This window comes from Streptomyces sp. MMG1121 (genome assembly GCF_001280015.1).
In the GTDB taxonomy this organism is placed as follows: Bacteria; Actinomycetota; Actinomycetes; order Streptomycetales; family Streptomycetaceae; genus Streptomyces.
In genome coordinates this window covers 151,882-170,156 of record NZ_LGDV01000190.1, presented here as the reverse complement: position 1 = coordinate 170,156, position 18,275 = coordinate 151,882, and the positions used below count along the sequence as shown (strand labels likewise).

The 18,275-nt window shown below is 69.7% G+C and carries 18 protein-coding genes; 5 read left to right on the top strand and 13 right to left on the bottom strand.

Annotated features, from left to right (window positions below; genetic code table 11):
* Positions 1-26 precede the first annotated feature (26 nt).
* The 3 genes from ADK64_RS20245 to pknB all read left to right on the top strand — a co-directional run bounded on the left by ADK64_RS20245 (position 27) and on the right by pknB (position 5,111).
* Positions 27-1,472, top strand: coding sequence for an FtsW/RodA/SpoVE family cell cycle protein (locus ADK64_RS20245; RefSeq protein ID WP_053660960.1), 1,446 nt, complete (start codon positions 27-29; stop codon positions 1,470-1,472).
* Positions 1,469-2,947: a peptidoglycan D,D-transpeptidase FtsI family protein gene (locus tag ADK64_RS20240; protein ID WP_053660958.1), complete on the top strand. Its 1,479-nt coding sequence runs from the start codon at positions 1,469-1,471 to the stop codon at positions 2,945-2,947. Before ADK64_RS20245 ends, ADK64_RS20240 begins: the two co-directional genes overlap by 4 nt.
* A 172-nt stretch (positions 2,948-3,119) precedes the next feature.
* Positions 3,120-5,111 (top strand): Stk1 family PASTA domain-containing Ser/Thr kinase, encoded by a 1,992-nt coding sequence (pknB, locus tag ADK64_RS20235; RefSeq protein WP_053660956.1) that lies wholly within the window; start codon positions 3,120-3,122, stop codon positions 5,109-5,111.
* Between the two features lie 79 nt (positions 5,112-5,190).
* Here pknB and ADK64_RS20230 read toward each other — a convergent pair whose 3' ends face one another.
* From ADK64_RS20230 to ADK64_RS20210, 6 genes are read right to left on the bottom strand one after another with little or no spacing between them, the layout of a single operon-like run.
* Positions 5,191-5,943 carry a class E sortase gene (locus tag ADK64_RS20230; RefSeq protein ID WP_053660954.1) on the bottom strand — a complete coding sequence of 251 codons (753 nt, stop codon included), beginning with the start codon at positions 5,941-5,943 and terminating at the stop codon, positions 5,191-5,193.
* A gap of 14 nt (positions 5,944-5,957) precedes the next feature.
* Complete coding sequence (locus ADK64_RS20225; RefSeq protein WP_053660952.1) at positions 5,958-7,067, bottom strand: class E sortase; 1,110 nt, start codon at positions 7,065-7,067, stop codon at positions 5,958-5,960.
* A complete protein-coding gene (locus tag ADK64_RS20220; RefSeq protein ID WP_053660950.1) occupies positions 7,064-7,702 on the bottom strand; it encodes an aminodeoxychorismate/anthranilate synthase component II in 639 nt (212 codons plus the stop codon). Before ADK64_RS20220 ends, ADK64_RS20225 begins: the two co-directional genes overlap by 4 nt.
* Positions 7,699-7,860 (bottom strand): hypothetical protein, encoded by a 162-nt coding sequence (locus ADK64_RS45110; protein WP_199829658.1) that lies wholly within the window; start codon positions 7,858-7,860, stop codon positions 7,699-7,701. Before ADK64_RS45110 ends, ADK64_RS20220 begins: the two co-directional genes overlap by 4 nt.
* A gap of 52 nt (positions 7,861-7,912) precedes the next feature.
* Entirely contained in the window at positions 7,913-8,602 is a 690-nt protein-coding gene (locus tag ADK64_RS20215; RefSeq protein ID WP_053660948.1) for a class E sortase, read from the bottom strand.
* A 25-nt stretch (positions 8,603-8,627) separates the two neighbouring features.
* A complete protein-coding gene (locus ADK64_RS20210; RefSeq protein ID WP_053660946.1) occupies positions 8,628-9,416 on the bottom strand; it encodes a DUF881 domain-containing protein in 789 nt (262 codons plus the stop codon).
* 153 nt (positions 9,417-9,569) lie between these two features.
* Here ADK64_RS20210 and crgA point away from each other — a divergent pair, with 153 nt between their 5' ends.
* Positions 9,570-9,824 carry a cell division protein CrgA gene (gene crgA, locus ADK64_RS20205; protein ID WP_053660944.1) on the top strand — a complete coding sequence of 85 codons (255 nt, stop codon included), beginning with the start codon at positions 9,570-9,572 and terminating at the stop codon, positions 9,822-9,824.
* A 236-nt stretch (positions 9,825-10,060) separates the two neighbouring features.
* On the opposite strand, the gene ADK64_RS20200 is transcribed toward crgA, so the two are convergent.
* A complete protein-coding gene (locus ADK64_RS20200) occupies positions 10,061-10,954 on the bottom strand; it encodes a rhomboid family intramembrane serine protease (protein ID WP_053660941.1) in 894 nt (297 codons plus the stop codon).
* A gap of 112 nt (positions 10,955-11,066) precedes the next feature.
* Entirely contained in the window at positions 11,067-11,597 is a 531-nt protein-coding gene (locus ADK64_RS20195; protein WP_053660940.1) for a peptidylprolyl isomerase, read from the bottom strand.
* Between the two features lie 282 nt (positions 11,598-11,879).
* On the opposite strand from ADK64_RS20195, the gene ADK64_RS20190 reads away from it, so the two are divergent.
* Positions 11,880-12,581, top strand: a complete 702-nt coding sequence (locus ADK64_RS20190) for a DUF5324 family protein (protein ID WP_053660937.1) — start codon at positions 11,880-11,882, stop codon at positions 12,579-12,581.
* A 94-nt stretch (positions 12,582-12,675) separates the two neighbouring features.
* Here ADK64_RS20190 and ADK64_RS20185 read toward each other — a convergent pair whose 3' ends face one another.
* Genes ADK64_RS20185 through ADK64_RS20165 form a run of 5 tightly spaced genes read right to left on the bottom strand, consistent with a single transcriptional unit; the run spans position 12,676 to position 18,253 of the window.
* Positions 12,676-13,563, bottom strand: a complete 888-nt coding sequence (locus ADK64_RS20185; protein ID WP_053660935.1) for a DUF6282 family protein — start codon at positions 13,561-13,563, stop codon at positions 12,676-12,678.
* Positions 13,550-14,248: an RraA family protein gene (locus tag ADK64_RS20180; RefSeq protein ID WP_053660933.1), complete on the bottom strand. Its 699-nt coding sequence runs from the start codon at positions 14,246-14,248 to the stop codon at positions 13,550-13,552. The genes ADK64_RS20185 and ADK64_RS20180 overlap by 14 nt, the downstream gene beginning before the upstream one ends.
* The gene (locus tag ADK64_RS20175) at positions 14,245-16,464 is read right to left on the bottom strand and encodes an isocitrate/isopropylmalate family dehydrogenase (RefSeq protein ID WP_053660931.1); all 2,220 of its coding nucleotides are present in this window, start codon (positions 16,462-16,464) and stop codon (positions 14,245-14,247) included. Before ADK64_RS20175 ends, ADK64_RS20180 begins: the two co-directional genes overlap by 4 nt.
* Positions 16,461-17,318, bottom strand: coding sequence for a hypothetical protein (locus ADK64_RS46020; protein WP_053660929.1), 858 nt, complete (start codon positions 17,316-17,318; stop codon positions 16,461-16,463). The genes ADK64_RS20175 and ADK64_RS46020 overlap by 4 nt, the downstream gene beginning before the upstream one ends.
* On the bottom strand, positions 17,315-18,253 hold the full coding sequence (locus tag ADK64_RS20165; RefSeq protein ID WP_053660927.1) for a hypothetical protein: 939 nt from the start codon (positions 18,251-18,253) through the stop codon (positions 17,315-17,317). The genes ADK64_RS46020 and ADK64_RS20165 overlap by 4 nt, the downstream gene beginning before the upstream one ends.
* Positions 18,254-18,275 lie beyond the last annotated feature (22 nt).

The window sequence follows — 18,275 nt, the reverse complement described above, 5'->3', positions numbered from 1 at the left end:
CCAGCCGCGAGAGGCCCTGTCACACGATGAGCACGTCTAACTCGCCGACGCATCACACGTCCACGATCGGCGCGATCGGCGCGCCGAGCCGCCGCAACACCGAGCTGGCCCTGCTGGTCTTCGCCGTGGCCATCCCGGTGTTCGCCTACGCCAACGTGGGCCTGGCCATCAACGACCAGGTACCGGCCGGGCTGCTGAGCTACGGCCTCGGCCTCGGTCTGCTGGCCGGAGTCGCCCATCTCGCCGTACGGAAGTTCGCGCCGTACGCCGACCCGCTGCTGCTGCCACTGGCCACCCTGCTCAACGGGCTCGGCCTGGTCTGCATCTGGCGCCTGGACCAGTCCAAGCTGCTGCAACAGCTCCATGTCGCGGGCGGCAAGGCAACCAACCAGCTGCTCTACACGGCGATGGGCATCGCGCTGTTCGTCGCGGTGCTGGTCTTCCTCAAGGACCACCGCGCCCTGCAGCGCTACACCTACATCTCCATGGTGTGCGCGCTGGTCCTGCTGCTGCTCCCGCTGGTCCCGGGCCTGGGCGCCAACGTCTTCGGCGCGAAGATCTGGATCCACGTAGGCAGTTTCACCATCCAGCCCGGTGAGTTCGCCAAGATCGTGCTCGCGGTGTTCTTCGCCGGCTATCTGATGGTCAAGCGGGACGCGCTGGCCCTCGCCAGCCGCCGTTTCATGGGCCTCTACCTGCCGCGCGGCCGTGACCTCGGCCCGATCCTCGTCGTCTGGACGATCTCGATCCTCATCCTGGTCTTCGAGACCGACCTCGGTACGTCGCTGCTGTTCTTCGGCATGTTCGTGATCATGCTGTACGTCGCCACCGAGCGGACCAGCTGGATCGTCTTCGGTCTGCTGATGTCCGCGGTCGGCGCCGTCGGCGTGGCGAGCTTCGAGCCGCACATCCAGACCCGTGTGCAGGCCTGGCTCAACCCGATGCGCGAGTACGAGCTGAGCCGTCAGATCACCCACGACGGCATCGCCCACTCCGACCAGCTCCAGCAGGCCCTGTGGGCGTTCGGCTCCGGCGGCACCCTCGGCACCGGCTGGGGCCAGGGCCACTCCGAGCTGATCCGGTTCGCCGCCAACTCCGACTTCATCTTCGCCACCTTCGGCGAGGAGCTGGGCCTGGCCGGCATCATGGCGATCCTGCTGATCTACGGCCTGATCGCCGAGCGCGGTATCCGCACCGCGCTCGCCGCCCGCGACCCGTTCGGCAAGCTGCTGGCCATCGGACTGTCCGGTGGCTTCGCGCTCCAGGTGTTCGTCGTGGCCGGCGGCGTCATGGGTCTCATCCCGCTGACCGGTATGACCATGCCGTTCCTCGCGTACGGCGGTTCCTCCGTGATCGCCAACTGGGCGCTGATCGGCATCCTGATCCGGATCAGCGACACCGCCCGCCGCCCGGCGCCCGCCCCCGCCGCCAACCCCGACGCCGAGATGACCCAGGTGGTCCGCCCGTCATGAACAAGCCCCTGCGCCGGATCGCGATCTTCTGTGGCCTCCTCGTGATGGCCCTGCTGATCCGCGACAACTGGCTCCAGTACGTCAAGGCCGACGAGCTGCGCACCGCCCCGGACAACCGCCGGGTCGCCATCGAGCGGTACGCGTACCCGCGCGGCGACATCATCGTCGACGGCAACCCGATAACCGGCTCCGTCGAGGTCAAGAACGGCGACTTCAAGTACAAGCGCACCTACAAGGACGGGCCCATGTGGTCCCCGGTCACCGGCTACTCCTCGCAGGCGTTCGGCAGCACCCAGCTGGAGAAGATCGACGACGGCATCCTCACCGGCAACGACGACCGGCTCTTCTTCCGCAACACCCTCGACATGATCACGGGCAAGCCGAAGCAGGGCGGCAACGTCGTCACCACGCTGAACGCGGCCGCGCAGAAGGCGGCGTTCGACGGGCTGTCGAAGCAGGGCGGCAAGGGCGCGGTGGTCGCCCTGGAGCCGTCCACCGGCAAGATCCTGGCGCTGGCCTCCTACCCGTCGTACGACCCCTCGTCCTTCGCGGGCAACTCCCTCGGCTCGGACACCACGAACTGGAACAAGCTCCAGAAGAAGAACGACCCGGCCGACCCGACGCTGAACCGGGCGCTGCGCGAGACCTACCCCCCGGGCTCCACCTTCAAGGTGGTCACCGCGGCGGCCGCGCTGGAGAACGGGCTGTACAAGTCGGCCGACGAGAACACGAACTCGCCGCTGCCGTGGATCATGCCCGGTACGACGACGCCGCTGAAGAACGAGGGCAACATCCCCTGCAAGGACGCCACCCTGCGGACCGCTCTGCAGTACTCGTGCAACAGCGTCTTCGGCAAGATCGGCGCCGACCTCGGCAACGCCAAGATGCTGGCCGAGGCGAAGAAGTTCGGCTTCGACTCCGAGCAGTTCACGCCGGTCCGCTCCAACGCGTCGGTGTTCTCCGACAAGATGAACCAGTCGCAGACCGCGCTGTCCTCCATCGGCCAGTTCAACACCGCCGCGACCCCGCTGCAGATGGCCATGATCGCCTCGGCGGTCGCCAACGACGGCAAGCTGATGAAGCCGTACATGGTGGACAAGCTCCAGTCGTCCAACCTCGACACGGTCACGCAGACCGAGCCGCAGGAGCTGAGCCGGCCGCTGTCCTCGCAGAACGCGCAGATCCTGCAGGACATGATGCAGACGGTGGTCGAGAAGGGCACCGGTACGAACGCGAAGATCAGCGGCGTCAAGGTCGGCGGCAAGACCGGTACCGCGCAGCACGGTGTGGCGAACAGTGCCAACCCGTACGCCTGGTTCATCTCCTTCGCCAAGATGCCCGACGGCAGCTCGCCGGTGGCGGTGGCCGTGGTCATCGAGGACGAGAGCGCCAACCGCGACGACATCTCCGGTGGCGGCCTGGCCGCGCCGATCGCCAAGAACGTCATGCAGGCGGTCATCAACTCCAAGAAGTGACACCCGTCACGCCTTCTTCACATCGTTGCACGTTGCGATACCGGTCCTGTATCGGGTTGCGGGCTTGGCCAGGTCACACAAAGAGAGCCGGGTACGGTAGGCCCGGACGGCAGCCTCCGGACGCGCACGACCGTGTGCGGCCGGGACCGACGGAGAGGGCTGGTAGGTAGCTATGGAAGAGCCGCGTCGCCTCGGCGGCCGGTACGAACTGGGCCAGGTGCTCGGTCGTGGTGGCATGGCGGAGGTCTACCTCGCGCATGACACCCGCCTCGGCCGCACCGTGGCGGTGAAGACGCTGCGAGCTGACCTCGCGCGCGATCCGTCCTTCCAGGCCCGGTTCCGCCGGGAGGCCCAGTCGGCCGCCTCGCTCAACCATCCCGCGATCGTCGCGGTCTACGACACGGGCGAGGACTACATCGACGGGGTCTCCATCCCGTACATCGTGATGGAGTACGTAGACGGATCCACGCTCCGCGAACTCCTGCACTCCGGCCGCAAGCTCCTGCCGGAGCGCGCGATGGAGATGACCATCGGCATCCTCCAGGGCCTGGAGTACGCCCACCGCAACGGCATCGTGCACCGTGACATCAAGCCGGCCAACGTCATGCTGACGCGCAACGGCCAGGTCAAGGTGATGGACTTCGGCATCGCCCGCGCCATGGGCGACTCCGGCATGACCATGACGCAGACGGCGGCGGTCATCGGCACGGCCCAGTACCTCTCGCCGGAGCAGGCGAAGGGCGAGCAGGTCGACGCGCGCTCGGACCTCTACTCGACCGGCTGTCTGCTCTACGAGCTGCTGACGGTCCGCCCGCCCTTCGTCGGCGACAGCCCGGTGGCGGTCGCCTACCAGCACGTCCGCGAGGAACCGCAGTCGCCGAGCGTCTTCGACCCGGAGATCACGCCCGAGATGGACGCGATCGTCCTGAAGGCGCTGGTCAAGGACCCGAACTACCGCTACCAGTCGGCCGACGAGATGCGCGCCGACATCGAGGCCTGCCTGGACGGCCAGCCCGTCGGGGCGACGGCCGCGCTGGGCGCGGTCGGCTACGGCGGCTACCCCGACGACCAGCCGACGACCGCACTGCGGCCGGAGGCGGGCGGCGGGGCGACCACCATGCTCCCGCCGATGAACCCGGACGACGGCTACGGCTACGACGACTCCCAGGGCCGCCGGCGCCAGCAGCCGAAGAAGTCCAGCACCTCCACGGTCCTCCTGGTGGTCGCGGGTGTGCTGGTGCTGGTCGGCGCGATCCTGATCGGCAAGTGGGCCTTCAGCGGAAACGGCGCGGACCAGTCCTTCGACGCCCCGAACTTCGTCGACCACACCTACGCCGACGCCCAGAAGATGGCGGTCAACTCCGACCTGAAACTGGCCGCCCCCACCCGCAAGGCCTGCGAGAACCAGCCGAAGGGCTCGGTCTGCTCCCAGGACCCGACGGCGGGCTCGCAGGTGAAGAAGGGCGACACGATCACGCTGGTCGTGTCGACCGGTGCGCCCAAGGTCCAGGTGCCGGACGTCCGCGGCGCCCAGTTCGACGCGGCCGAGTCCCAGCTGAAGGACAAGGGCTTCGAGGTCGACAGGAAGGACGTGGAGTCCTCCCAGACCCCCGGCGTCGTCATCACGCAGAACCCCCAGGGCGGCACGGAGAAGGAGAAGGGCTCCACGATCACCCTCACCGTCGCCAAGGCCGTGGAGAAGGTCACCATCCCCGGTGACCTCGTCGGCAAGTCCTGTGACGACGCGAAGAACGAGCTGACCCAGCTGGGCCTGGCGCCGAGCTGCAACGACAGTCCGACCACCGACCAGACCCAGGACGGCAAGGTCCTCTCGACCAACCCGCAGGCGGGCCAGCAGGTCACCAAGAACACGCCGATCGCGATCAACGTCGGCAAGTTCCAGGGCGGTCAGCAGCAGGGGCAGGTGCCGAACGTCGTCACCCAGACCCTGAAGCAGGCCCAGCAGACCCTGCAGCAGAGCGGCTTCACGCAGATCCAGGTCAGCGGCCCGACCGACGACAAGGCACGGGTCATCAGCCAGACCCCGCCCCAGGGCACCCAGGCCGACCCGAGCACCACCCAGATCGTCCTGACCACCGTCGACGTCGGCGGTGGCAACAACAACGGCAACACCGGCGGCATCTTCGGCGGCAACAACGGCTGACCGGCCCCGTTTCGCCCGACGACGGCCCCGTAGCTCTCCGGAGAGCTACGGGGCCGTCGTCGTCGCCCGGAGAACCCTGTCAGCGCAGCTCCGCCGGCGGTGTCCGCTCGCTGTTCACCTTCTCCACCCGGACCAGCTCGCCCCAGACCACGTAGCGGTACTCCGAGGTGTACACCGGGGTGCACGTCGTCAGGGTGATGTAGTGGCCCGGTTTCGTCCTGCCGGACTCCTTCGGGACCTGGGAGAGGACCTTGACGTTGTACTTCGAGGTCTCGGGGAGGATCGAGTAGACCTTGTAGACGTACCAGTCGTCCCGTGTCTCGAAGACGATCGGGTCGCCCTTCTTCAGCTTGTCGATGTTGTGGAACTTGGCGCCGTGGCCGTCCCGGTGGGCGGCGAGGGTGAAGTTGCCGTCCTTGCCGGTCATCGGCAGCGCGGCCTTGGCCGGGTCGGTGTAGTAGCCGGCCACGCCGTCGTTGAGGACGTCCGTGCCCGTGCCCTTCTCGACCAGCACCTCGCCGTTCTTCATCGCGGGCACGTGCAGGAAGCCGATGCCGTCCTTGGTGTCCAGCGCGCCGGGCCCGGAGTCCTTGGACTGCGCCCAGTGCTGACGGACCTTGTCGGCCTGTTTGTCGGCCTTGCGGTCCGCTATGACGTTTGTCCACCAGAGGGAGTAGACGACGAACAGGGCGAGCAACAGCCCTGCCGTGATGAGGAGTTCGCCGAAGACGCTGACCGCCGTCGCTATCCGCCCGGGACGCCGGCGGCGCGCTGCGGGCACCGGCTCGGACGCGTCCGTGTGTTCTTCGGTCTCGTCGGCGGTCGCTGCCACTGTTCCTCTTGCCCCTATTCGATGAGCGCGTCCGGCTTGCCCTCGCTGCGCGGGCGTTCCTGGACCATCTTGCCCCAGACGATCAGCCGGTACTTGCTGGTGAACTCCGGCGTGCAGGTGGTGAGGGTGATGTAACGGCCGGGCCGCGTGAAACCGGAACCCTTCGGGATCGGATCCAGCACGCTGGTGTTGGACGGCGAGGTCACCGGAAGCGTCGACGTCACCTTGTACACGAAGTACGTGTCCTGCGTCTCGACCACGACCGCGTCGCCGGGCTGGAGCTTGTTGATGTACCGGAACGGTTCACCATGGGTGTTGCGGTGCGCGGCGAGACCGAAGTTGCCGGTCTTGGCGTCGGGCATCGCCGTCTTCAGCGGAGCCTCGCCGTAGTGCCCGACCATGCCCTTGTCGAGCACCTTCGCGTTGCTGACGCCCTCCGCGATCGGCGCCACCACGTCCAGCTTGGGGATGTCCAGGATGGCGAAGCCCTGCCCCGGCGCGAAGACGCCCGGGTTGCGCCTGCCGTTCGCCCAGTCGTCCTGGAGCTGGTGCGTCTCGCTGCCCGCCTGCGCATGGGCGCGGACGTTGGTCCACCACAGCTGGTAGGTGACGAACAGCAGCATCAGCACGCCGGTGGTGATGAACACCTCGCCGATCGCCCGGCTCGCGATCACGGCCGGGGACGGCTTGCGCAGCCGCGCCTGCCGCCGGGCCTCCACCCGGGACAGCGGCCGCCCGGACCCCTCCGGACTCGCGGAGGACTCCGTCGGGGACGCCGGGGTTCCGGTCTCCCGGCTCCCACCGTGCCGCCCACCGCCACCGCCACGGCGCTTGGCGGCCTTTCTGCGGGCCGCACGACCGCCGACGGCGGCCTCGGGTGAGGATGAGGCTGAAGCGACCGCAGAGGCGCCCATGAGCCCGCTCTCCGGGCCGGACTGCGGATCGGGGACCCGCAGCGCCATCGTCTCGTCGTCGAGGGGGACCCGGTAGGGCTCCTCGTACCCCGCGTCGGACTCCCGGGCACCCGGACCCGTCGCGTCCCACCGCCCAAGCGCACCGGAAGCCTCGTACGACTGATCCCCGTACGAGGCATCGGTCTCGCGCTCCGGGCGCAGCGCGGTCACGCCGTGGCCCTGCCCACCACCGGGGCGAGCCCCGCCGACCTCGCCACGGCACCCTGATCGCCGCACTCCACCAGCCAGTTGGCCAGCATCCGGTGCCCGTGCTCGGTCAGCACCGACTCGGGGTGGAACTGGACGCCCTCGACCGGCAGTTCACGGTGGCGCAGCCCCATGATGATGCCGTCGTGCGTGCGGGCGGTCACCTCCAGCTCGGCCGGGACCGTGGCCGGCTCGGCGGCCAGCGAGTGGTAGCGCGTCGCCGTGAAGGGGGAGGGCAGGCCCGCGAAGACGCCCTTGCCCCCGTGCTCGACCGGCGAGGTCTTGCCGTGCAGCAGCTCGGGCGCCCGGTCCACCACACCGCCGTACGCCACCTGCATCGACTGCATGCCCAGACAGACGCCGAAGACGGGGACGCCGGTGGCCGCGCAGTGGCGGACCATCTCCACGCACACGCCCGCCTGCTCCGGCGTCCCCGGGCCGGGCGACAGGAGCACGCCGTCGAAACCGTCCTGGGCGTGTGAGGTCGAGACCTCGTCGTTGCGCAGCACCTCGCACTCGGCACCCAGCTGGTACAGGTACTGGACGAGGTTGAAGACGAAGCTGTCGTAGTTGTCGACGACGAGGATCCGGGCACTCACTGGTTGTTCACCGTCACATCGTTGAAGGGCAGCAGCGGTTCGGCCCACGGGAAGACGTACTGGAAGAGGACGTAGACCACGGCCAGGATCAGTACGAGCGAGACGAGCGCCTTCACCCACGCGTTCCCCGGCAGATGCCGCCAGATCCAGCCGTACATGCCGTTCCTTCCGTATCCCCACGGCACCAGACTCACGCCGTACGCCACCAGACTAACGGCGCAGAGCCGCCGGTTCGCCTGTGTCCACGGGCTGGGTGGAATCCAGGTGCGCCCAGACGATCAGCCGGTGACTGTGCCCCCATTCCGGATCGCACGTGGTCAGCGTCAGATACCGGCCCGGACGCGTGTACCCGGACTTACGTGGCACAGGGTCGATGACCTCGACGTCCGTCGGCACGGTTTTGTAGGGTCCTTTGTCGATCCGATACGTGAACCAGGTCGTCCCGTCCGTGAGCACCACCGCGTCCCCGACCCGCAGCTCCGGGAAGTCCAGGAACGGATCGCCGTACGTCCGCCGGTGACCGGCCACCGAGAAGTTGCCCTCCTGGCCGAGCTGGGCCGTGCCCTGGTAGTGGGCGAGCCCCTTCGCCAGCACGTCCCGGCCGGTGCCCTCCAGGACGGGCTTGTTCCACGTGAAACCGAACCGCGGGATGTACATGATCGCGAAGGCCTTGCCGTAGTGGTACGGCCCCGGGTCGTTCACGGACGCCGTCGCCTCGCCCGGCGTGTCCTTCTTCGGCACGCTCCCCTGGGACCACTGCCGGTGCAGCTGGTCGATCTGGTCGCTCATCGCACCGTCGGCCCGCACGCCCGTCCAGAACAGCACATAGGCGACGAAGAGCACGATCAGGGTGCCGACGGTGATGCACAGTTCGCTGACGGTCCTGACGATCACGCGCACCAAAGGCTCCTGACAGGGGACCTGGCTACTCCACCGGCTTCGCGTAGTGCAGATCCACTGTGCCCGAGTAGCCGGGAAGAGTCACCGCCCCGTCGTCGGTGACTTTCCAGCCGAGGCCGTAGACGTTGACGTACACCATGTAGGTCTGGATCGCCTTGCTCGCCGCGAGCGCCTGCTGGAGCTTCCCGGGGTCCCCGACGGCCGTGATCTTGTACGGCGGTGAGTAGACGCGGCCCTGGAGGATCAGGGTGTTGCCGACGCAGCGCACCGCGCTGGTGGAGATCAGCCGCTGGTCCATGACCTTGATGCCCGTCGCGCCGCCCTGCCACAGGGCGTTCACCACGGCCTGGAGGTCCTGCTGGTGGATGACCAGGTAGTCGGGCTGGGGCGCGGGATAGCCGGGGAGCTTGGCGGTGGCGTTGGGCGGGGCGTCGTTGAGGGTGACGGTGACGCCGTGGCCGCTGAGCGGCCGGGTGCCCGCGCTCGACTCCAGCCCGCCGAGCTTGCGGTCCTGGGCCTTGCTGGTGCCGCCGTCGCTCTTGGCGAGGGACTCGACGCCCTCGCGCAGGGTGGCGTTGGACTCGTCCAGGTCCTTGTTCTTGCGGCTGCGCTGCTGGATCAGGTCGGAGAGCTTCAGCAGGGAGCCGTCCTGGCGGATGTCGGTGCCCTTGGCCGTGTTGAAGCTGGTGAAGAAGATGAGCCCCGCGAGGGCGAAGACGGCCGCCGTGAGGATGCGCACGGGGCGTGGCCGCTTCCAGCGGCCCGGGCCGGAGCCCATTGCCCCCGTCCCGGGGGAGTCGGCAGAATTGCTCAACGGACCCTTATCTCCTTCAGCGCCACGGAAGCACTACGCTAACGGACGCCCGGGGGAGCACACGGAGTCGTCATGTTGGCCCCTTGTACGCTGCCCCGAGCCCCGGACCAGTTACCTGCGCGGCCACGCAGCGCATCGACAGGAGAGACCCTCGTGCCGAAGTCACGTATCCGCAAGAAGGCCGACTTCACGCCACCGGCGGCGAAGCAGGCGCAGGCGATCAAGCTGAACAGCCGCGCCTGGGTCGCGCCGGTCATGCTGGCCATGTTCGTCATCGGCCTGGCCTGGATCGTCGTCTTCTACGTGACGGACGGCTCGCTGCCCATCGACGCGCTGGACAACTGGAACATCGTGGTCGGCTTCGGCTTCATCGCCGCCGGCTTCGGTGTCTCCACGCAGTGGAAGTAGCTCTCCCCAGGGCTATCCACTGAGTTATCCACAGCCGTTTTCCACAGTGGGGAAAAAGAACGACGATCTGTGGATAACTCATCGAGTGTTGACGCCGGTGTGACTGCCTCACCGGCCCTCATACATCTGTTCGCCCCCTGCTCGACCTGCGGAAACACATCCGAGCGACAGGGGGCACAGCTGTGCCCGCACGCGGTGCACAAGATCCGGCACACGCTGTGGACAACGGTTCGGTATCAGGTGAGCTGAGCGGTCCTGACCAGCGTGAGCACCACCACGAGGGCGAGGACGACCGCGCACGCGCCGTACTGGACCAGCGTCCGCTTCTCGCGCGGGGCGTGGACCATCGCGTAGCCGACGGCGACACCGGCGACGAGGCCGCCGACGTGGGCCTGCCAGGCGATGTGCATGGCGGGCGTGAAGGTGATGATCAGGTTGATCACCAGCAGGGCGACGAGCGGCCGCAGATCGTAGTTGAGCCGGCGCATCAGCACGCCGGTCGCGCCGAAGAGGCCGAAGATCGCTCCGGAGGCGCCCAGCGAGGGCTGGTTGGGCGCGGCGAGGAGATAGGTGAGCGCGCTGCCGGCCAGGCCCGAGACAAAGTAGAGGGCGAGATAGCGGGCCCGGCCCAGGGCCGCCTCGAGGGGGCCGCCGATCCACCACAGGCTGAGCATGTTGAACAGGATGTGGGTGATGCCTCCGTGCAGGAACATCGCGGTCAGCAGGCGGTAGTACTGGCCCTCGGCAATGCCCTCCAAGGGGCTGAACAGGGAGTACTGGGCCCGGCCGATCAGCTCGAAGTGCTCGGTGAGGGTGTCGCCCACGGCCTGCTGGGCCAGGAAGACGGCGATGTTGATGCCGATCAGCACCTTGGTGAACAGCCGGGGGTCGGCCGTCATCGTGCCGCCGGCGATCGTGCGCGGACGGGAGGCGTCCGGGGCGTGCCCCGTACCGGAGCCGCCGCGCACGCACTCGGGGCACTGGAAGCCGACCGAGGCGCTGACCATGCACTCGGGGCAGATGGGGCGTTCACAGCGGGTGCAGCGCACGCCGGTCTCGCGGTCCGGGTGCCGGTAGCACACGGGCACGCTGTGAGCGGCGTCCTGCGTACTGCCTTCTGCCTGGTCCATCGGTTCCCCTTGCTCGTGGTGGTCCCGCCCCCGGCAACGCCCCGCCCCGCTCATCCTTGGTACGGACGAGCGGGGCGTTTGGTTCCCCACCGGGGAGGCTGGACTGCGGTGATCAGCCCTGGCGCGTCTCGACGACGACCGACTCGATGACGACGTCCTTCTCCGGACGGTCGTTACGGCCGGTGGGCACGCCCGCGATCTTGTCGACAACCCCCTGGCTGGCCTTGTCGGTGACCTCGCCGAAGATGGTGTGCTTGCGGGTCAGCCACGCCGTCGGGGAGACGGTGATGAAGAACTGCGAGCCGTTGGTGCCCGGGCCGGCGTTGGCCATGGCCAGCAGGTAGGGCTTGTTGAAGGACAGATCCGGGTGGAACTCGTCCTCGAACTGGTAGCCGGGGCCACCGGTGCCGTTGCCCAGCGGGTCGCCGCCCTGGATCATGAAGCCGCTGATGACACGGTGGAAGACCGTACCGTCGTAGAGCCGGTTCTTGCCCTTCTCACCCGTCGTGGGGTTCGTCCACTCGCGCTCGCCCTGGGCCAGCTCGACGAAGTTCTTGACCGTGACAGGCGCGTGGTTCGGGAACAGCCGGACCTCGATGTCGCCGTGGTTGGTCTTCAGGGTGGCGTAAAGCTCCTCAGCCACGATCTGCCTTCCGTTGTCTTCCTGTGACTCCCCGATCCTCGCACGACGGGACCCGTACGTCGCCTGACGGCCGCCGGTTCCGCCGGGAAGGCAGCGCTCGGCACCGATTCGTGGCAGGGTCGACGGGAGGCTCGGGTTGCCCGGCATTCACCTGGAATCGAGCAGAAGAGCGCGATCAGCACCCATATGCCCGCCCTCGCATGCCGCGCAGGCTGCGGGCAGGCATGATCCGTAAATGGGTGGAAAGTCGAAATACCGTACGCCACCGAGGAGGAGGAACCCGTGACCCGCAAAGACAGCGTGCGCGCCGCAGCCGGCTCGGCGAAGGACAGCGTGCTGCACGCCGCGGACGTGGTGGCGCCCTACGCCGACACGGCCATGGAGCGTGCCGCGCTCTACGCGCAGGAGGCACGCGTACGGCTGGCGCCCGTGATGTCGCAGGCCGCCGAACAGGCCCGTGTGCAGTACGACGCCCGACTCGCCCCGCGTCTGGAACAGGCCCGCGCGCATGTGCCGCCGAAGGTGGACCTGGCCGCGCAGGAGGCCGCTGTCCGTACCCGCAAGGCCGCCCGGCAGGCCGCCGAGTACTCGCGCCCGAGGATCGAGCAGGCCGTGGCCGCGGCCGGTCCGGTGCGTGACGAGGCGGCCGCTCGCGGCGCCGCCGCCCTGGTCGCGCTGCGCGGCCAGGTCTCGGCCCAGGACATCCGGAAACTGGCCCGTCGGAACGAGCGCCGGTGCCGGACCGCCCGCGCCGTCAAGGGACTGGCGCTGCTGGCCCTGCTGGCCGGTGGCGCCTTCGCGGCCTGGAAGTGGTGGGACAAGCAGGCCAACCCCGACTGGCTGGTCGAGCCCCCGGCGGCGACGGAGGTCCCCGAACCGGTCCGCCTCGCGTCGGTGGACACCGCCGACGACTCCTCCCTGGACCCCGAGGTCCAGGCGAAGCAGGCCGAGGAGGAGAGGGCGAACGGGGAGGACCGGGACTAGCCGGCCAGCTGAGAAGCAGGTCGGGGGCCGACGAGTCGACGCTCGTCGGCCCTGCGGCCTGTTTCACGTGAAACCACCACCGCCGACGGTGCGGTTACAGGCTCAGCATCCTCAGCGGCCCGGCGTGGGTGATCTCCGCGATCCGCTCAGAAGTCAGCTCGGCCTGCTGGAAGGACGTGCGGCTCCAGTCCAGCCATGGCTCGATGTCCATCTGGGACGGCTGTCCGAGGTCGGAGCTGTAGACGACCCTGGGCAGGAGGGACAGGACGTCGGCGAAGTCGGTCCGGTCCTGGTATTCGAGGAGGACGGTGAGCGCGGTCTGCTCGGTCCAGACCTGCTCCGCGGCGGCCACCTCCATGAGGTCCTTGCAGGTCAGCCCGGTCATCGGGTTGGCGGGCTGGTTGAGCATCAGACGGGGCAGGTCCAGCCGTACGGCCTCGTCGACCAGGAGCCGCACCTCGTGGGCGTCGGCGTGACCGGTGGAGATGACCACCGGCAGGTCCCGGGCGGCGCGCAGGAGTTCACGGACCTCCGGGCGCAGCGTCCCGTTGTCGTCGGCGACGGTGAGCGGGCGCTGGCCGTCGGCGAGGAGCGGATGGGAGGGGGTGCGGGTCAGCCGGCTGCGATGGGTGCGGCCGGTGACCGTGGGCAGGTGGACGATCAGGCGCAGCCCGCTGTCCTCGCCGTGCTGGATGACGGCCTGTTCCACGGCCCGGGGGTCGAAACCGCCCGCCAGGTCGTTGAGGACGATCGAGCCGGAGACGGGCAGGCCCTGTTGGCGGGCCTCCCATGCCTGGGCCGCGGTCGAGCCGAGGTGGTTCTTGAGAACGACCCAGCCCTCGTGCTCGGCGTAGAGCGCACCGGCGGTGGCGGCGGTGTGGCGGCGCAGATACGCGTCCGGGCCCACGTGGTAGTGGACGTCGATGAAACGGGCGTGCTGCGGGGGCAGCGGGGCGGGCCGGGTGGGTTCAGCGGTCGTCATGGTCGCCTCCGTCCTCCCATGGACGGGCGTAGCCGAAGCGGGCGCGGGCCTCGTCCAGCCGGTCGCCGCCGAGCGCGGCTTCCCGGATACGGGATTCCGTGCGCTCCACGGCCTCGGCGCGGCGGACGACCTCCTCGACGAGGTCGGCCGGGATGCGCAGCGCGCCGTTGTCGTCGGCGAAGACCCAGTCGCCCGGGCGGACCGGCGTACCCGCGATGTCGATCTCGGCGCCGGTGCGGTCCAGCACCACCCGGTTCTTGCCGCTGACCATCGTCACATCGGTACTGAACAGCGGGTATCCGGCGGCGCGGCTCTCCTTCACATCGCGCACCGAGCCGTGTACGACGGTGCCGGAGATGCCGCGGTGCAGCGCGACCGAGCTGAGGAGGGAGCCCCAGTTGGTGCAGGTGCGGCTGCCGCCGTTGTCCACGACGACGACCGAGCCGGCCGGCACGTCGTCGATGTAGTTGGCGGCGTTGTGGAAGGTGGTGTCGTCGTCGACGGCGCGGTAGCGGACGGTGAAGGCGGGTCCACAGGCGATGGTGCCGGGGGTGCGCGTCGCTATGCCGGGCAGCACACAGGGCGGGGTGCGCAGGCTGTCCATGGCGTCCGAGAGCGCGGCGGTGTCCAGTCGGGACAGGCGTGCGCGCAGCGCTTCGGCTTCCGCGGGAGCGGCGGTGGTCATGCGGGTTCCTCCGTGAGCGGGTGGGAGCGGCCGGTGAGGTGCCGGGCGAGGGACCAGGCCGCGAACTGGGCGAAGTAGGTGGTGACTTCGGGCCCGCGGTTGGGGACGGTCGACGTGTAGCTGTGCTCGCCGGTCTCGTCGCGGACGACGCAGGTGAGGGCGACCGTTCCGCTGTAGGTCGTACGGTCGCCGCCCTGCCAGCCGCCGGACAGGAGGACGCCGAGTACGCCCGGGGCTTCGCCGGTCTCGCGGGTGCGGGCCAGTTCGGTCGCGAAGACGCCGTCGGTGAGCTGGTCGTCGAGGTCCAGGACGAGGCCGCGCTCGTCGAGCAGCAGCGCCAGCTCCTGGACGGCGGTGCGGTCCCGGTCGGTGACGATGTACTCGGCGAGCGCCGCGTCCAGGCGCTTGGCCAGGTCGTCGGCGGTCTCGGGCGGGCAGCCGAGCCGGATGTCGACGTACGGATAGTGCCAGCGGTATGCGGGCTTGACCGGGGCACCGCTGTCCCGTACGAGGTCGTCGACCAGGGCCGCCGCGTCCGCTTCGATGATGCCGAGCGTGCGGCGGAAGACGGTGGTCACCTCGGGAGGCTCGGGGATGTGCGACAGGTCGTCGCGCAGCACGGCCTCCAGCATCGGAAGGCATTCGCGGGGCGGGCCGGGGAGCATGATCACGGTGCTGCCCTGGGCCTCGGTGCGGCAGCCCCAGGCGGTGCCGTTGGCGTTCGGCAGCAGGTCGGCGCCCTCGGCGAACAGGGCCTGGCGGCGGTTGTCGTCGTGGATGGCGACGCCGAAGCGGGTGAGGCGTTCCACGACCCCCTGCCATGCCTCCTCGCGGTGTTCGAGCGGGCGGCCCAGTGCGCGGGCCACGGCACCGCGGGTCACGTCGTCGGAGGTGGGGCCGAGTCCGCCCATCACCACGATCACGTCGTCGCGGCCGATGGAGGGGCGGATGGCGTCGGCGATGGTGGCCTCGTCGTCGCCGATGGTGTGGCGGACGCGGACCGGGATGCCGCGCTCGCCGAGCATCCGGGAGGCCTTCGCCGCGTTGGAGTCCGCCAGATCGCCGCGGAGCAGTTCGTCGCCGATGGTGACGATGGCGGCGGTCGGGGTGTGCGGGACCTCCCGGCAGGCGTCGATGACCGCCTGGGCGGCTTCGGCGGTGGTGGCGTCGCCGCCCAGGTCGTAGGTGACCCGGTCACGCCGGCGGGTGACGTGGCGTACGGCGTCCTGGATGCCGCCCGCCTCGTCCTGGAAGCCGAGGTGCTCCAGCATCAGGCCGATGGTGAGGAACGCGGCGACGGGGTTGGCGCGTCCGCGTCCGGCCATCGCCGGGGCACTGCCGTGCACCGGCTCGAAGTAGTTGCCGGCCTCACCGATGTTGGCGCTGGGTGCCAGGCCCAGTCCGCCCATCACGCCGCCGCCGAGGTCGGAGAGGATGTCGCCGAACATGTTCTCGGCGACGATCACGCCGAAGCGCTCCGGGCGGCGCGCCATCCACAGGGCGACCGCGTCCACGTTGAGGACCTCGAAGGGGATCTCCGGGTAGTCGGCGGCGATCGCCTCCAGCCGTTCGAGGACGTATGCGCTGCTCTGCCGCAGGACGTTGGGCTTGTCGGCGAGGGTGACCCGCTCGTAGCCGTGGCCACGGGCGGTCTCGAAGGCGAAGCGCAGGATGCGGTCCAGGCCGTGCGAGGTCTGCAGCCGGATGCTGGCCGTGGCGCCCGGGCGCCCGCTGCGGCGGACGTTGGGGTGCTCGGCGACCAGCGGCCACATCGCGTCCGGTACGTGGTTCCAGTCCAGGCCCGCGTACAGGCCCTCGGTGTTCTCCCGGACCACGCAGAAGCGGTACGGGGTGCCGCCGCCGAGGTAGTTCTCGACCGGGCGCAGATTGGCGAACAGGTCCAGGCGCTGGCGGAGTTGGATGATGGGCGAGATGTACTGCGGGGCGGACTCGCGTAGTTCGGGAGCCAGTTCCGACAGTGCCTCGCGGCGCGGCTTGCTGGTGGTGGCACCGAGCAGGACGGCGTCGCTGCGGCCGATCAGGTCCCAGGTGCGGTCGGGGACGGGAGTGCCCTCGGTGCGCCAGCACCCCCAGCCGATGTCGCCGAACTCCAGGTCGATGGGCAGGCCGAGGGCCTCGATCACCGGCAGTGCGGCGTCCAGGACCTCCGGCCCGATTCCGTCGCCGGGCAGGACTGCGACGGTCTTGCGGTTCATGAGTGTTCAGCTCCCAGGAAGCGGGCGATGGTGTCTCGGGTGAGGGCGGGCCGGTCGGCGTGCGGGCGCATTCCGGCCTGCGGGATGCCCACCAGGTGGTGGTGCGGGCGGGGGCCGGTGGCCAGGTGCTTGCGCTGGACGAGCAGCGACTGTTCGCCGTACACGTGCAGGAGGGCGCCGGGGAAGTCCCGTACGGGTTCGAGGACGTCGGCGTCGTGCAGCAGCCGCAGGCCGGCGGAGAGCCGCCGGCCGGCCGGCTCCTCTTCGAAGGGGGCGGGTCGGTCGGCGTCGGGTGCGGTGCGCGGCCGCGTGGCAGCGCCGGACGGATGGCCGGGGCCGCGGACTACGTCTTCGAGGAGGCGCAGCGCCGGGGCAAGGCCCTGGGCGCCGACGGCGGCGGCGATCCGCTCCAGTTTCGTGTTCAGCTCGTCGTCGGCGACGGTGGGGCCGGAGAGCAGCAGCACCTTGGCGCGGTGGGTCCACTCGTGGGTGAGCAGGGCCTGGACGACGGCGCCGCCCAGGGCGTTGCCGGCCAGCACGTCGGGGGCGGCGGCCGAGGACGGGCCGTACGGGCCGTCGCCGTCGGGTGCGAGATGGCGTGCCCAGCGGTGCACGAGCGCCTTCAGGTCGTCACCGTCGTGCAGCAGCGACAGGGTGTCGTAGATCGTGATCCGGTGCCCCGAGGCGAGCAGCGGCTCGGCGACCTGGTGGAAGAACGCGCCGTGGTCCCAGCGGGGCATGACGGGCGCGAGGACGACCGCGTGGCGCGGTGCGTCGGTGGCGCCCAGCACGGCGAGGGCCGGGGCCGGCGCGGTGGTGCGCGCCGGCTCCGGACACGGGGGACGCGAGGTCACCGGGCGCCCGCCGTGGTCAGTTCGCGGGCTGCCGAGAAGGCGTCGCCGATGCGGTCCACGGGGAGCTTGGCGCGCTCCTCGACGGACAGGTCGAAGTGGCCCAGGACCAGGTCGGGCAGCGGCAGCGAGGGCGTGGCCTGCTCGATCTCGGACTCCATGCGGTGGGCGAGGCTGAGGACCCGGCCGAGGTCGTAGGCGTCGGTGCCGGTGTCGGTGCGCCGGCCGAGGTAGGCCAGCCACTGCTCGGTCACCAGGTTGCCCGGGCCCTTGCCCATGCCGAGGACGGAGGAGTCGATCCAGGTGGCTCCCGCGTCGACGGCCGCGATGGCGTTGGCCAGCGCCAGTCCGAGGTTGTTGTGTGCGTGCAGACCGATGGCCGCGTCGGTCACCGAGCGCACCAGGGTGACCAGTTGGGACACCTCGCGCGGCAGCATGCTGCCGTTGGAGTCGGCCAGATAGACCACGTCGGCGCCGGCGTCGCCGGACATCGCGGCGAGTTCGACCAGCCGGCGCCGGTCCAGCTGGCTGACGCGGGTGATGTTGACGGTGGTGGTGAAGCCCAGGTCGGCGGCCCGGGAGAGCAGGGCGAGCCCCGGCTCGGGCGCGCCGGAGGGCAGGCAGAACCGTACGAGCCGGACGCCGGCCTCGTACATGCGCGGAAGGTCGTCCTCGGTGATGTTCTTCGGGTGCAGGATCATGCAGAGGCGGTCGGGGGGGACGACTTCGGCGAGCGCGCGTATGTAGTCGTCCTCGCCCGCGCCGGTGCGGCCGATGCCGGGCTTGGGCTTGAACGAGCCGTTGCGGTAGCCGATCTCGACCCACTCCATGCCGGCGGCCACGCTCTCCCGGGCGTGGTGCAGCGCGTACTCCAGCGGGAAGTCGAAGTTGTTGCGGTAGCCCCCGTCGCGCAGCGTCACATCAAGATTGACGATCATTACCCCTCCATGTATGGCGCAT